Raw genomic sequence first — 13,170 nt, 5'->3', positions numbered from 1 at the left:
CGCATGGCCGTTTGAGCGACATATAGAAGCAGGAAGGGCCGGTCCGGCGAACCCATTCAATGGGTTGCGCCGGCCTGGACTAACCTAATCGATTTAAATCTGGGCTTCCGCGGCTGGATTCTTTGGCCGCCCGCCGCTATGAAGCAGCGGAACCATCAGCTTTCGAGCCCCCCAGGGAGAGAAAAATGACCGTCAGAGTTGCCATCAACGGATTTGGCCGCATCGGCCGCAACATCCTGCGCGCCATCCATGAATCCGGCCGCAAGGACATCGACGTCGTTGCCGTCAATGACCTCGGCCCGGTCGAGACCAACGCGCACCTGCTGCGCTACGACAGCGTGCACGGCCGCTTCCCGCATGAGGTGACGGTCGACGGCGACCAGATCTCGGTCGGCTCGGAGAAGTTCAAGGTCACCGCCATCAAGGACCCGACCCAGCTGCCCTGGAAGGAGCTCGGCATCGACATCGCGCTCGAATGCACCGGCATCTTCACCGCCCGTGACAAGGCCGCCGCGCATCTGGCCGCGGGCGCCAAGCGCGTCATCGTCTCGGCCCCGTCCGACGGCGCCGACCTCACCGTCGTCTACGGCATCAACCACGACAAGCTGACCAAGGACCACGTCGTCATCTCCAACGCGTCCTGCACCACCAACTGCCTGGCGCCGCTGGCCGCCGTGCTGCACGAGACCGTCGGCATCGAGAAGGGCATGATGACGACGATCCACTCCTACACCGGCGACCAGCCGACGCTGGACACCATGCACAAGGACCTCTACCGCGCCCGCGCGGCGGCCCTGTCGCAGATCCCGACCTCGACCGGTGCCGCCAAGGCGATCGGCCTGGTGCTGCCCGACCTCAAGGGCAAGCTCGACGGCATCTCGATCCGCGTGCCGACCCCGAACGTCTCGGTCGTCGACTTCAAGTTCATCGCCAAGCGTTCGACCACCGCGCAGGAGATCAACGAGGCGCTGATCGCAGCTTCCAAGGGCAAGCTGAAGGGCATCCTCTCGGTCACCCATCACCCGAATGTCTCAATCGACTTCAACCACGATCCGCACTCCTCGATCGCGGCGCTCGACCAGACCAAGGTGATGGACGGCAACTTCGTTTCGGTGCTCTCCTGGTACGACAACGAGTGGGGATTCTCGAACCGCATGGCCGACACCGCCGTCGCCTTCGGCAAGACCATCGCCTGATCTCAGAACATCGTTTGAAAGTGAAAACGCCCGGCTTCGGCCGGGCGTTTTTTGTTGGCCGGCTGAGCCAAAAACCACACCGCCGCCTTGCACTGGTCATGTCTTCGCCCCACTCTGCCGTAAAGCGGGAGGGAAGGCGGAAAATGAGGGGCGATTCCGGATGGAGCATGCGATCTATCTTGTAACGCTGGTCGGCACCGCGCTTGTCGTGGCCGCCGCGTTCTCGAGCCTGATCGCCTTCCGCTTTGGCGCCCCGCTGCTGCTCCTCTTCCTCTGCATCGGGCTGGCCACCGGTGTCGACGGCCTCGGCATCGAGTTCGACAATGCGCGCCTGGCTTATTTTGCCGGCTCATTGGCCTTGGCCATCATCCTGTTCGATTCCGGTTTCGGCACGCCGCTCAACGCCTTGCGGCAGGCCGCCGGACCGGCGCTGTCGCTGGCCACCGTCGGCGTCATCCTGACCACCGCCATCTTCGGCGTCGCCGCTTTCTACCTCCTCAACCTGAGCTGGCTGGAATCCTCGCTGCTCGGCGCCGCCGTCGCCTCGACCGACGCTGCCGCCGTCTTCTTCCTGCTGCGCGCCGGCGAGATCCACCTGCGCGAGCGCGTGCGCTCGACCCTCGAGGTCGAATCCGGCACCAACGACCCGATCGCCATTTTCCTCACCATCACCTTGGTCGAGATCATCGCCTCGCATGCCAATCCGGAAGCCAACGTGCTGGCCACCAACCTGCTGCTCGGCTTCCTCATCAATATGGGGCTTGGCGCCGTCATCGGCGTGTTCGGCGGCTTGGCGATCGTGCGCCTCGTCGAGCGGCTGAACCTCGACCACGGCCTGCTGCCGATCTTCGTGCTGACGCTGTCCTTGATGGTGTTCGCGGCAGCCGGCGCCGTCGGCGGCTCGGGCTTCCTGGCCGTCTATCTCGCCGGCCTCGTCGCCGGCAATTCCGACATCCGCGCCGTCACCATCCTCAAGCGCTTCCAGGACGGCATGTCGTGGCTGGCGCAGATCATCATGTTCCTGATCCTCGGCCTGTTCGCCACGCCCTCGCAGTTCCCGGCGATCATGGTGCCGGCGATCCTGCTCGGCCTGTTCCTGATCTTCGTGGCGCGGCCTTTGGCCGTCTGGCTCTGCCTGATCCCGTTCCGCCTGCCGCGTCCCGAGGTCGCCTTTGTCTCCTGGGTCGGCCTGCGCGGCGCCGTCTCGATCCTGCTTGCCATCACGCCGCTGCTCGGCGGGCTGGCGAACGGGCGGCTGATCTTCAATGTCGCCTTCATCATCGTGCTCGTATCGCTGGTGGTGCAAGGCTGGACCGTCGGCCCGCTGGCGCGCCGCCTCGGCCTGATCGTGCCGGCACGGCTCGGACCGCTCGACAAGGTCGAGCTCGAGCTGCCGGGCTCGGCCCATCACGAGCTGCTCGCCTATCGCGTGGCGCCCGGCAGCCCGGTGGCTCGCGGCGAGCGCATTCCGCGCTGGGCAAGACCCTCGCTGGTGCTGCGCGACGGCCGCTCCATGCGCTTCCAGGACATGGGCCGGCTCGCCGCTGGCGATCAGGTCTACATCTTCGTGCCGGATCGCTATCCGCGCCTGCTCGACAAGCTCTTCGCCAGCCGCGCCGTGGTCGACCCCGAGGACGCGGACTTCTTCGGCGCCTTCGCTGTCGATCCGGCGCGCTCGGCGGCAGAGCTGGAGGCCGCATACGCGCCGGGCCTCACCGAGGCCGAGCAGAAGCTCACCGTTGCGGCACTTGTCACGGAGCGGCTCGGCGGCCACGCAGAATATGCCGACCGCGTGATGATCGGTCCGATCGAGCTGATCGTGCGCGATGTCGACGAAAAGGGCAGGATCACCGGCCTTGGCCTGTCCTTCGAGCCGACCGCGCCGGTGGCGCGTGTCCCGGTCTTCCTGAGCGCCGGCGAGATCGCCGACCGCCTGAGCGCCTTCGTCCGCAGCTGGCGCAAACCCGTGCAGGCGCCTGCCGTGGAGGCCCCGGTCGAAGACGTTCCAGGCCCCGATCCTGTGGCGCAAAAAGCGGCAAGCGACGGCTGACGTCACACAACGACATCTTTTTTGCGCGCGCGCCCCGACGCGGGCCTTGCATCGCCGCCGGTGCCGGGTAAGGTCCCCGCGTTTTTCGCGGAAAGGAACGACCATGGCCGGCTTCAAGACACTCGACGATATCGGCGCCGTCAGCGGCAAGCGCGTTCTGGTGCGCGTCGACCTCAACGTGCCGGTAGCGGACGGCAAGGTCACCGACGCCACACGCATCGAGCGCGTCGCGCCGACGATTTCCGAGCTCTCCGGCAAGGGCGCCAAGGTGATCCTGCTGGCGCATTTCGGCCGCCCCAAGGACGGCCCGTCGGCCGAATTCTCGCTTGAGCCGATCGCCCGCGCGACGGCTGAGGTGCTCGGCCGTCCGGTCGGCTTCGCCGCCGACTGCATCGGCGACAAGGCGGCTGAAGCCGTCGCCGCCATGAAGGACGGCGACGTCCTGCTTCTGGAGAATACCCGTTTCCACAAGGCCGAGGAGAAGAACGAACCGGCCTTCACCGAAAAGCTAGCCGCCAATGGCGACATCTATGTCAACGACGCCTTTTCCGCTGCGCACCGCGCGCATGCCTCGACCGAAGGCCTGGCGCACCGGCTGCCGGCCTATGCCGGCCGCACCATGCAGGCCGAGCTCGACGCGCTGGAAAAGGGCCTCGGCAACCCTGTGCGCCCGGTCGTCGCCATCGTCGGCGGCGCCAAGGTGTCGTCCAAGATCGATCTCCTGATGAACCTGGTGAAGAAGGTCGATGCGCTGGTCATCGGCGGCGGCATGGCCAACACCTTCCTGGCCGCGCGCGGCACCGATGTCGGCAAGTCGCTTTGCGAGCACGACCTTGCCGACACCGCCAAGCAGATCATGATCGAGGCGGCCGAAGCCGGCTGCGCCATCATCCTGCCGGCCGACGGCGTCGTCGCGAATGAATTCAAGGCGGGCGCCGCCAGTGAAACCGTCGCCATTGCGGACGTGCCCGCCGACGGCATGATCCTCGACGTCGGCGCCAAGACCGTGAAGAGCGTCACCGACTGGATAGACCGCGCCGCCACACTCGTCTGGAACGGTCCGCTCGGCGCCTTCGAGATCGAGCCCTTCGACCACGCGACCGTTGCGGCGGCCAAGCACGCCGCGGCTCGCACCAAAGAGGGCAAGCTGGTTTCGGTAGCCGGCGGCGGCGATACGGTGGCCGCGCTCAACCATGCCGGCGTCGCTGACGACTTCACCTATGTCTCGACCGCCGGCGGCGCCTTCCTGGAATGGATGGAAGGCAAGCCCCTGCCCGGTGTCGAAGTGCTGAAGCACTGAGCCGATCAACAGTCGGCGAACCGGTCCAGCCGCGAATACTTTCAATAGATTCGAGCTTTCCGGCGTCATTCCTTTGGCGGTAGTGTTCTGCTTAGAGCAATTCCGGGACAAGCGCGAAGCGGTTTCCGTCCGGAATTGCGGGAAGACAAGGGCCTGAAGCGGTCAGCGGGCTGACCGCCACAGGCGCGGAACAAACATCGTCAAGGAGAGCACCATGAGCGAACGTCTCGAAGACATTGCCGCCGCGATCGTGGCCGATGGCAAGGGCCTTTTGGCTGCCGATGAGAGCTCCGGCACCATCAAGAAGCGCTTCGATGTTATCGGCGTCGAATCGACCGCCGACAGCCGGCGCGACTATCGCGAGATGATGTTCCGCGCCAAGGAAGCGATGACCAAGTACATTTCCGGCGTCATCCTCTATGACGAGACCATTCGCCAGAAGGCCGCCGACGGCACGCCACTGGTCGACATCATCAAGGCTTCCGGCGCCATCCCGGGCATCAAGGTCGATCTCGGCGCCAAGCCTCTCGCCGGCTTTCCCGGCGACACCATCACCGAAGGCCTGGACGGCCTGCGCGAGCGGCTGGCCGACTACTACAAGCTCGGCGCCCGTTTCGCCAAATGGCGCGCGGTGATCGACATCGACACCGCCAGGGGCGTGCCCTCGGCGACCTCGATCGCCTCCAACGCGCATGCTTTGGCCCGCTATGCCGCGCTTTGCCAGGAGGCCGGCATCGTTCCGATCGTCGAGCCGGAAGTGCTGATGGATGGCGCCCACTCGATCGACACCTGCTACGAGGTGAGCAAGGCGACGCTGCTGAAGCTCTATGGCGAGCTCCATGCGGCGCGCGTGGTGCTGGAAGGCACCATCCTGAAGCCGAACATGGTCATTTCCGGCAAGAAGTCGGGCAAGCCCGACAGTCCCGAAGAGGTCGCCGAGAAGACGATAAGGCTGTTCCGCGAAACCGTGCCGGTGGCGGTGCCGGGCATTGCCTTCCTATCCGGCGGCCAGGACGACGAGGAGGCGACGGCCAACCTCAACGCCATCAACGCCATCGGCCCGCATCCATGGAAGATCTCCTTCTCCTACGGCCGCGCTTTGCAGGCGGCCGCGCAGAAGGCCTGGAGCGGCAAGGCGTCGAACGTCGCCGCCGGCCAGGCAGCCTTCATCCACCGCGCCCACATGAACCATCTGGCCGCGCTCGGGAAATGGAAGCCGGCGCTGGAAAAAGCTGCCTGATTTCCGCCTCTCGGCGCCGCTGAAGAGCCCGGGCCATCGGCCCGGGTTTTGCTTTTTGCGGTCTGCATTCCCACCTGTGAAGCTCCGGCGGCCACCGGCCGTGTCGGATCGCGCCGATGTCGGACGTCCTTGGCAGGAGAGGACAGGAGATAGTCATGCATCGCAATGCCGTGGTTTCGCGGGAGGATTGGTTCGAGGCGCACCGAAAGCACCTCGAGCGCGAGAAGGAACTGACGCGGTTTCGCGATTGCATCGCCGCCGAGCGGCGGCAACTGCCCTGGCTCAAGCTGCGCAAGGACTATGTCTTCGAAAGCGAGCGGGGGCCGAAGCGCCTTGCAGAACTGTTCGCCGGCAAGAGCCAGCTCATCGTGTACCATTTCATGATGACGCCGGGCTCCGACCACCGCTGCGAGGGCTGCTCGTTCCTGGCCGACCACATCGATGCCGCCGACCAGCATCTGAAGCACCATGATGTGTCGCTGGTCGCCATCTCGCGGGCGCCGCTGGCTGAGCTGTTGCCCTACAAGCAGCGCATGGGCTGGAGATTCGACTGGCTGTCGTCCTACGCTTCGGACTTCAACTTCGACATGCAGGTCTCCTTCACCGAAAGGCAGATCGCGGCCGGCGACACCATCTACAATTTCGAGAAACGCCCGCTGCGATCGAAGGACCTGCCGGGCACTAGCGTCTTTTACCGCGACGAGTGCGGCGACATCTTCCTCACTTTCATGTCGCGAGCCCGCGGCGGCGACGCGTTGATCGGCGCCTACCACTATCTCGACATGACGCCGAAGGGCCGCAACGAGACCGGCCCGTATCACGGCCTGATGGACTGGGTGCGCCTGCACGACGAATACCAGGACAGGGCGAAGGGAAAGCCGGACTGCTGCGAGTGACCGGCCTCGTTCACCTCCGGCGAAACATGCGCTAATGGCTTTTCGCCCATCCAACGGATTTGCCATGCGCCTGCCCGCCCTCCTCACCTGGCTCGCTTTCCCGGTCTATGTCTGGCAGGGCCTTGGCGTGCGCCGTCGCACCACACGCACGCTGCCGGCGCAAGGTCCGGTCCTGCATGAGATCGCCGGCAGGACGCCGGCCGTCGCGTTGCTGGTTCTGGGAGACTCTTCCGCCGCCTCGGTCGGCATCGAGAAGTCCGAATACGGGCTCGCCGCGCAACTGGCCGGCCTGATTGCCGAACGCACCGGCCGAGCCGTGCGCTGGCGCGCCGCCGGCTTCAACTCGGCGACATCCGGCCAGATCCGCGATCATGTCCTGCCCAATCTGTCGGCCGATCCGTGGACGCATATCGTGCTTGCCATCGGCACCAACGACACCAAGAACTTCCATTCCGTGCCGCGCTTCAAGAAGGAGTTCGGCGGCCTGCTCTATGCGCTGCGCGCCAAATGGCCGGAAGCGCGCGTGGTGTGGTCGCCGGTGCTGGAATTCACCCGCGCGCCGGCAATGCCGCCATTGCTCGGTAAGATCCTCGAGATCCGGGCTATCGCAATGAACCGGATGGGCGTGCGCCTCTGCAACGAACGCGGCGCCGTTCCGGCGGCACGGCTGCCGATCACCAATCCCGAGGCCGGCTTTGCTTCAGACGGCTTCCATGCCTCGGAAGCGGGCTATCGCGCCTGGGCACAGCATCTGGTGGATTTTGTGCTCGGCAATGACGGCCTCGATCCGGTTTGATGTCCCTCAGGCCCAGTGGCCCAGCACGGCGGCCAGCGAGATCGCGGCCATGGCAAGCAGCGCCAGCTTCCAGAAATCGCCGCGGCGCTTCAGCCCCGGCCATCCGAGCGGCTTGATGATCTGGATCAGCATGATGCCGATGACGACAAGGGCGAGAAGTTTCGTCATGCCGCCTTTGACCAGCATCGCCGACGGCTGTCAAAGCCGTTCTTGGCGCTTCCGGCAGCCGCATCGCTCCTGACAAGCAGGCCGTTTCGCAGATCTCGCCAAGCTTTTTGGAGCCTGCTCCCGCAACCTGCCAGGCTCCTGACAGACTGCTGTCAGCAGGGGTGTGAGATACTCCTCCCATCAAAAGAGAGGAGTCTGGTCATGAACGGTTTTACCATCCTGCGTAGCGTACAGAACTATGTCGGCAAGATCCGCACCGTGCGGGACGAGATTCGCACGCAGCGTTTCCTGAACACTTTGCCCGCGGACATCCGCAAGGACATCGGTTGGCCGGACCTTTATGACGGCCGCGTGCGTAAGAACTGAAATTTTTGAGCGCACGACTTGGATAGCGACCGTGCCACGCCCAGATGTAATGTCGGTTGAAACGCTGGGTTTCAGGAAAGACGCCGTTGTACCGTGGCGGATTGGCTGCAGCCTCCTGACAGTATGTTGTCAGGAGGCTTGCGTTATTGATGCAGCCTTGAACCTGCGGGAACCGGTTTTGGGACCGCGGCATGCGTAGAACCGAAACCAAGGGGTCAAACGATGCGCCGCGCCGACAGGCTTTTCCAGATCGTGCAGCATTTGCGTGGTGGCCGATTGGTCACCGCGCAGAAGCTCGGCACGTGGCTCGAGGTTTCCGAGCGGACCATCTATCGCGACATAGCCGACCTGCAGTCGACCGGCGTGCCGATCGACGGCGAGGCGGGCGTCGGCTACATGATGAGGGAGGGTTTCGACCTTCCGCCGCTGATGTTCACGCGTGACGAGATCGTGGCGCTGGTCGCCGGCGCCCGCATGGTGCGCGCCTTCGGCGGCGCCGCCATGGCAAGGGCCGCCGACGAGGCGCTGGTCAAGATCGGCGCCGTGCTGCCCGACACCGAAAAGGACCGCATCGCCCGCACCGAGATCCACACGCCGATGTGGGTGGTGAGCGACGCCGCGCGTGAGGCGATCGACCTGATCGAGCGCGCCATCGAGAAGCGTCAGGTGCTGACCATCGACTACTCGGACGAGGCCGGCCGCGGCACCGCGCGCGACATCCGGCCCCTGGGGCTGTGGTTCTGGGGCAAGGTCTGGACCTTGGTCGCCTGGTGCGAGATGCGCGACGATTTTCGCGCCTTCCGCATCGACCGCATCGGTTCGGTGGTCATCGCCGGCCGCATCTACAAGCCGGAGCGCGGCAAGCAGCTTGCCGATTTCTATCGAGCCGTGGAGCGCAGCGAGGACTACGGCATGGCGCCCGACCGCGCCGCCCGGACATGATCCCTCCCAAGCGACTTGTCCAACAAAAAAGCCCGCTCGAAGCGGGCTTTTTTGTTGGACCTCGAGAACCTACTCCTCGCCGTCGTCTTCCTTCTTGTCCTTCGACTTCAGCGCAGAGAGCTTGGCGAAGACGGCGTTGGCGTCGAGTTCCTGATCCTCGTCCTTCGGCTTTTCCGGAGCCGGCACCAGCCGCTCGGTGAGCGCCGCCGGCAACAGCGTGTCGCCGGCAACGGGCTGCGCCTGCTCGCGGCCGCGCGAGGCGCGGTTGACTTCCAGGTCGAGGTCGATCTGCGAGGTGAGACCGAGCGTCACCGGATCCATCGGCTGCAGATTGGCCGAGTTCCAGTGCTTGCGCTCGCGGATCTGCTCGATGGTCGACTTGGTGGTGCCTACGAGGCGGGCAATCTGGGCGTCCTTGAGCTCGGGATGGTTGCGCACCAGCCACAGGATGGCGTTCGGACGGTCCTGGCGCTTAGACAGCGGCGTGTAGCGTGGACCCTTGCGCTTCGATTCCGGCACCCGCACCTTGGGGTCGGACAGTTTCAGCCGGTGGTTCGGATCTTTCTCGCCGCGCGCGATCTCGTCGCGGGTAAGCTGGCCGGTCATGATCGGGTCCATGCCCTTGATGCCCTGCGCCGACTCGCCGTCGGCGATCGCCTTGACCTCCAGCGGATGCAGCCCGCAGAACTGCGCGATCTGCTCGAAGGAGAGCGCGGTGTTGTCGACCAGCCAGACGGCGGTCGCCTTCGGCATCAGCAGCGTATTGGCCATATCAAAAATCCTCTCGTTCGCCCGCGTTCCCGCGCGGGCGGTGGTTTTAGAGCCACCAAAATGGGAAATTCGCGGCCTGTATAAACGCTCCGTCACGATTTCGCAATGTTTTTGGGAAGGGGCGATTCATAGCCCTGAAAAGACAAAACCCGCTGGACGAGGTCCAGCGGGCTTGGAACCGGAAACGAAGCAAGCGTCTCGACGGCTCTGGCTTGCATGTCCCAGCCCGGCCTTGCGGTCGGGCTGCGTCTGATTACACCGCCTGGCGAGCGATGCGCTCGATGTCGGCGCGGTTGATGCCGAGATCGTTCAGCTGGCGGGCATTGAGCTTGTTCAGCTCGCGCACGGTCTCGTTGTACATGCGCCATTTACGGAAAGCACGGATCGGGTTCATGTTGGTTCTCCAGTCGTTTGGTCAAATTGTTCGATGCCGCGTAAATAGGCACGCCTGCCCACAAATTGAACGGACGCTTTTGCATGGCCGCAATGCGTTTTGTGCAATGCAGCATTAAGCCTTTGTTCAGCCTGTCACTGGCGACGCGCGCTCGGCCGAGATGTATCGAGATTCAGGTCAGGCCGAGCCGGGCTCGAAGACGGGCGCGAAGCGACCAAACAAGGTGGGCTCCGAGAACCGGACCGGAGCGTGCTTAAGGTACGTGAGCACCAGCCTACGCCGGCCGTAGCCTTGATTGGTCACGTCACTCTCATGAATGCTTCGGCCGGCGAAGGCCGGAAGCCGTCATTTCGCAGGCGGGCTCACCCTGAATATCGGTCCATCCTAGCCGACGTCGAGCACGATCTTGCCGATATGCTCGCCCTCCTCCATCCGCTCATGCGCCCGCCAGGCTTCCGTCAGCGGGAAGATCATGTCCATGACCGGAGCGACCTTGCGGGTGCCGAGCAGCGGCCAGACCTGGGCTTCGAGGGCCGCCGCGATGGCTGCCTTGAATTCGACGGTGCGGGGCCTCAGCGTCGACCCGGTATGGACAAGGCGCTTGACCATGAGCTTTGCGAAGTCGGCGCTTGCGACAGCGCCGCCCTGCACCGCGATCTGGACGATGCGCCCCTCGATCGCCGCCGCTTCGTAGTTGCGCGCCACATAGTCGCCGCCGACCATGTCGAGGATGACGTCGGCGCCCCGGCCGTCGGTTGCGTCCTTGACCTCGGCGACGAAGTCCTGCTCGCGGTAATTGATCGCCCGGTCGGCGCCGAGCTTCAGGCAGGCATCGCATTTCTCCTTGCTGCCGGCCGTGGTGACGACATAGGCGCCGAACGCCGACGCCAGTTGTATGGCCGTGGTGCCGATGCCGGATGAGCCGCCGTGGACGAGCAGCGTCTCACCCTTTTTCAGCCCGCCGCGCTCGAACACATTGTGCCAGACGGTGAAGTAGTTCTCCGGCACGGCGGCGGCTTCTGAGTAGGTGAAACCTGCCGGGATCGGCAGCACGCTGCCGGCATGGACCTTGACATACTCGGCATAGCCGCCGCCCGGCGTCAGCGCGCAGACCCGGTCGCCGATGCGCCAGCGCGATATCTCGTCGCCAAGCGCCGTCACTTCGCCGGCCACCTCGAGGCCGGGCAGGTCCGAGGCGCCAGGCGGCGGCGGATAGGCGCCCTTGCGCTGCTGCACGTCCGGCCGGTTGACGCCGGCGGCATGCACGCGGATGAGGATCTCGCCTGGGCCAGGCGAAGGCACGTCGCGCGTCTCCGGCTTGAGCACCCTGGGGCCGCCGGGCTGCGAGATCGCAATGGCCGTCATCCTTGCCGGGATCTTCTGTCCGCTCGCCATGGTTGTCCCATCTCCTCATGCCGTTGGCCGGCTATTTGCATCAGCGCCCCTGCCCTATGTATGCTCATTACCAAATCAGGCAAATGGCCAAGTGAGGGAGGAGCGACGATGGCGATCTTCGACGACGAACCCAAAAAGAAGCCGCGCCCGCATGAGATCGGCCAGGATCTGTCGTTGCTGTCCGTCGACGAATTGTCCGAGCGCATTGCCCTGCTGCGCGAGGAGATCGCCCGGCTGGAAGAAGCGCGCGCCGCCAAGGGCGCCACAAAATCCGCCGCCGAGGCGCTGTTTCGCCGCGGATAATCACGGCGGCATGCCCGCCCGCCCCGGAAAAGCCTGAAAGCGCCTGCCAGGCCTTCTCTGAAAAAGACCAGCGCCTCGAATCTCCAGCCGGATCAGCCCATGTTCGCAACCTACCGACCGATCCTCTCGCTGCTGCGCGGCACCGCGTTCCTGCTGGCGGCCTCCGGCCTGCACGGCCTGCTGCTGCCGCTGCGCGGCCAGGTGGAAGGGTTCTCGACCGCTTCGCTCGGCCTGATGGGCACGGCCTGGGCCGGCGGTTTCGTCACCGGCTGCTTCTTTGCGCCGCGCCTCGTTCGCCGCGCCGGCCACGTCAGGGCCTTCGGCGCCTTCGCCGCCTCGGGCGCGATCATTGCGCTGCTCACCGGCCTCATCATCGATGAGTATTTCTGGATCCTGCTGCGCGCCTTCACCGGCTTCACCATGGCCGGCGCCTTCATGGTGATCGAAAGCTGGCTGAACGAGAAGGCCACCAACGAGAACCGCGGCACCGTGTTCGGCCTCTATATGATGGTCACCTACGCCTCGATCATGGGCGGCCAGATGATCGTCGCCGGCGGCGACGTGAAATCGGCCTCGCTGTTCATGATCACCGGCATCCTGTTCTGCCTGTCGCTCATTCCGACCGCCGTTTCGACGCAGTCGCATCCGAAGCCGCTGCAGGACGTCAAGCTCGACGTCAAAGGCCTCTATGCCAATTCGCCGGTGTCGGCGGTGGCCTGTGTTCTGATCGGCATCGCCAACGGCGCCTGGGGTACGCTCGGCGCTGTCTATGGCGCCCGCATCGGCATCTCCACCGCCGAGATCGCGCTGATGATGAGCCTTGTGGTCGTCGCGGGTGCTGCCATGCAGCTTCCCGCGGGGCGGCTTTCCGACACGACCGACCGCCGCTTCGTGCTTGCCGGCGCTGCCTTCGGCGCGGCGCTGTTTGCGGTGCTGATCTTCATGATCGAGCCGCATTCGGGCGTCTTCGTCATCGTGCTGGCCGCCGCCTACGGCGCCTTCGCCTACACGCTCTACTCGATCGCCGTCGCGCATGCCAACGACCACGCGCGGGCGGAGGATTTCGTCAAGGTTTCTGGTGGGCTGCTTCTGCTATACGGCTTCGGAACCATGATCGGGCCGCTGCTCGGCGCTGCCTTGATGGGCTGGCTGCGGCCGGAAGGCCTTTTCCTCGCAACCGCGCTCGCCCATCTCAGCCTCGCCGGCTACACGCTGCTGCGCATCCGCGCCCGCGCGCCGGTGCCGATCGAAAACCGCGATGCCTTCAAGACGCAGCCGGCCGACCGTGCGGTCACGCCGGAAGCGTTGCGTCTCGATCCGCGCAGAAAGGTTGAAACCGATAGTTGAGATTTG

General features: G+C 65.0%; 14 protein-coding genes. 10 read left to right on the top strand and 4 right to left on the bottom strand.

Annotation, left to right across the window (positions count from 1 at the left end):
* Positions 1-185: 185 nt before the first annotated feature.
* From gap to EN853_RS00920, 6 genes are all read left to right on the top strand, one after another.
* Complete coding sequence (gene gap / locus EN853_RS00945; RefSeq protein ID WP_127857407.1) at positions 186-1,196, top strand: type I glyceraldehyde-3-phosphate dehydrogenase; 1,011 nt, start codon at positions 186-188, stop codon at positions 1,194-1,196.
* Positions 1,197-1,356: 160 nt separating this feature from the next.
* Positions 1,357-3,246: a potassium/proton antiporter gene (locus EN853_RS00940; RefSeq protein WP_127857406.1), complete on the top strand. Its 1,890-nt coding sequence runs from the start codon at positions 1,357-1,359 to the stop codon at positions 3,244-3,246.
* A gap of 103 nt (positions 3,247-3,349) precedes the next feature.
* Positions 3,350-4,546 (top strand): phosphoglycerate kinase, encoded by a 1,197-nt coding sequence (locus EN853_RS00935; protein WP_127857405.1) that lies wholly within the window; start codon positions 3,350-3,352, stop codon positions 4,544-4,546.
* Positions 4,547-4,760: 214 nt separating this feature from the next.
* Positions 4,761-5,786 (top strand): class I fructose-bisphosphate aldolase, encoded by a 1,026-nt coding sequence (locus EN853_RS00930; RefSeq protein ID WP_127857404.1) that lies wholly within the window; start codon positions 4,761-4,763, stop codon positions 5,784-5,786.
* A 155-nt stretch (positions 5,787-5,941) separates the two neighbouring features.
* Complete coding sequence (locus tag EN853_RS00925) at positions 5,942-6,682, top strand: thioredoxin family protein (RefSeq protein WP_127857403.1); 741 nt, start codon at positions 5,942-5,944, stop codon at positions 6,680-6,682.
* 64 nt (positions 6,683-6,746) lie between these two features.
* Positions 6,747-7,478, top strand: a complete 732-nt coding sequence (locus EN853_RS00920; RefSeq protein WP_127857402.1) for an SGNH/GDSL hydrolase family protein — start codon at positions 6,747-6,749, stop codon at positions 7,476-7,478.
* Positions 7,479-7,484: 6 nt separating this feature from the next.
* On the opposite strand, the gene EN853_RS00915 is transcribed toward EN853_RS00920, so the two are convergent.
* Positions 7,485-7,646 carry a hypothetical protein gene (locus tag EN853_RS00915; RefSeq protein WP_127857401.1) on the bottom strand — a complete coding sequence of 54 codons (162 nt, stop codon included), beginning with the start codon at positions 7,644-7,646 and terminating at the stop codon, positions 7,485-7,487.
* 201 nt (positions 7,647-7,847) lie between these two features.
* On the opposite strand from EN853_RS00915, the gene EN853_RS00910 reads away from it, so the two are divergent.
* Both EN853_RS00910 and EN853_RS00905 read left to right on the top strand, forming a co-directional pair.
* Positions 7,848-8,012: a hypothetical protein gene (locus tag EN853_RS00910; protein ID WP_127299808.1), complete on the top strand. Its 165-nt coding sequence runs from the start codon at positions 7,848-7,850 to the stop codon at positions 8,010-8,012.
* A gap of 222 nt (positions 8,013-8,234) precedes the next feature.
* Entirely contained in the window at positions 8,235-8,954 is a 720-nt protein-coding gene (locus EN853_RS00905) for a YafY family protein (protein WP_127857400.1), read from the top strand.
* Between the two features lie 69 nt (positions 8,955-9,023).
* Here the strand turns inward: EN853_RS00905 and EN853_RS00900 are convergent, their stop codons facing one another.
* The 3 genes from EN853_RS00900 to EN853_RS00890 form a co-directional block, all read right to left on the bottom strand.
* On the bottom strand, positions 9,024-9,725 hold the full coding sequence (locus EN853_RS00900) for a DUF1013 domain-containing protein (protein WP_127857399.1): 702 nt from the start codon (positions 9,723-9,725) through the stop codon (positions 9,024-9,026).
* Positions 9,726-9,978: 253 nt separating this feature from the next.
* Positions 9,979-10,119 carry a DUF1127 domain-containing protein gene (locus EN853_RS00895; protein WP_126087200.1) on the bottom strand — a complete coding sequence of 47 codons (141 nt, stop codon included), beginning with the start codon at positions 10,117-10,119 and terminating at the stop codon, positions 9,979-9,981.
* Between the two features lie 384 nt (positions 10,120-10,503).
* A complete protein-coding gene (locus EN853_RS00890) occupies positions 10,504-11,514 on the bottom strand; it encodes an NAD(P)H-quinone oxidoreductase (RefSeq protein WP_127857398.1) in 1,011 nt (336 codons plus the stop codon).
* Between the two features lie 108 nt (positions 11,515-11,622).
* Between EN853_RS00890 and EN853_RS00885 the strand changes: the two genes are divergently transcribed.
* Both EN853_RS00885 and EN853_RS00880 read left to right on the top strand, forming a co-directional pair.
* On the top strand, positions 11,623-11,817 hold the full coding sequence (locus tag EN853_RS00885) for a DUF1192 domain-containing protein (RefSeq protein WP_127857397.1): 195 nt from the start codon (positions 11,623-11,625) through the stop codon (positions 11,815-11,817).
* Between the two features lie 99 nt (positions 11,818-11,916).
* Positions 11,917-13,164, top strand: coding sequence for an MFS transporter (locus EN853_RS00880; protein WP_127857396.1), 1,248 nt, complete (start codon positions 11,917-11,919; stop codon positions 13,162-13,164).
* Positions 13,165-13,170: the final 6 nt, after the last annotated feature.

Origin of the sequence: Mesorhizobium sp. M1C.F.Ca.ET.210.01.1.1, from assembly GCF_004791585.1 — a bacterium.
Classification (GTDB): Bacteria; Pseudomonadota; Alphaproteobacteria; order Rhizobiales; family Rhizobiaceae; genus Mesorhizobium.
This window is presented reverse-complemented; position numbering and strand designations above follow the sequence as displayed.

Excerpts from the sequence above, each read along its gene's own strand:
- gap (WP_127857407.1), top strand. The coding sequence starts at position 186 with ATGACCGTCAGAGTTGCCATCAACGGATTTGGCCGCATCGGCCGCAAC.
- EN853_RS00940 (WP_127857406.1), top strand. The coding sequence starts at position 1,357 with ATGGAGCATGCGATCTATCTTGTAACGCTGGTCGGCACCGCGCTTGTC.
- EN853_RS00935 (WP_127857405.1), top strand. The coding sequence starts at position 3,350 with ATGGCCGGCTTCAAGACACTCGACGATATCGGCGCCGTCAGCGGCAAG.
- EN853_RS00930 (WP_127857404.1), top strand. The coding sequence starts at position 4,761 with ATGAGCGAACGTCTCGAAGACATTGCCGCCGCGATCGTGGCCGATGGC.
- EN853_RS00925 (WP_127857403.1), top strand. The coding sequence starts at position 5,942 with ATGCATCGCAATGCCGTGGTTTCGCGGGAGGATTGGTTCGAGGCGCAC.
- EN853_RS00920 (WP_127857402.1), top strand. The coding sequence starts at position 6,747 with ATGCGCCTGCCCGCCCTCCTCACCTGGCTCGCTTTCCCGGTCTATGTC.
- EN853_RS00915 (WP_127857401.1), bottom strand. The coding sequence starts at position 7,646 with ATGACGAAACTTCTCGCCCTTGTCGTCATCGGCATCATGCTGATCCAG.
- EN853_RS00910 (WP_127299808.1), top strand. The coding sequence starts at position 7,848 with ATGAACGGTTTTACCATCCTGCGTAGCGTACAGAACTATGTCGGCAAG.
- EN853_RS00905 (WP_127857400.1), top strand. The coding sequence starts at position 8,235 with ATGCGCCGCGCCGACAGGCTTTTCCAGATCGTGCAGCATTTGCGTGGT.
- EN853_RS00900 (WP_127857399.1), bottom strand. The coding sequence starts at position 9,725 with ATGGCCAATACGCTGCTGATGCCGAAGGCGACCGCCGTCTGGCTGGTC.
- EN853_RS00895 (WP_126087200.1), bottom strand. The coding sequence starts at position 10,119 with ATGAACCCGATCCGTGCTTTCCGTAAATGGCGCATGTACAACGAGACC.
- EN853_RS00890 (WP_127857398.1), bottom strand. The coding sequence starts at position 11,514 with ATGGCGAGCGGACAGAAGATCCCGGCAAGGATGACGGCCATTGCGATC.
- EN853_RS00885 (WP_127857397.1), top strand. The coding sequence starts at position 11,623 with ATGGCGATCTTCGACGACGAACCCAAAAAGAAGCCGCGCCCGCATGAG.
- EN853_RS00880 (WP_127857396.1), top strand. The coding sequence starts at position 11,917 with ATGTTCGCAACCTACCGACCGATCCTCTCGCTGCTGCGCGGCACCGCG.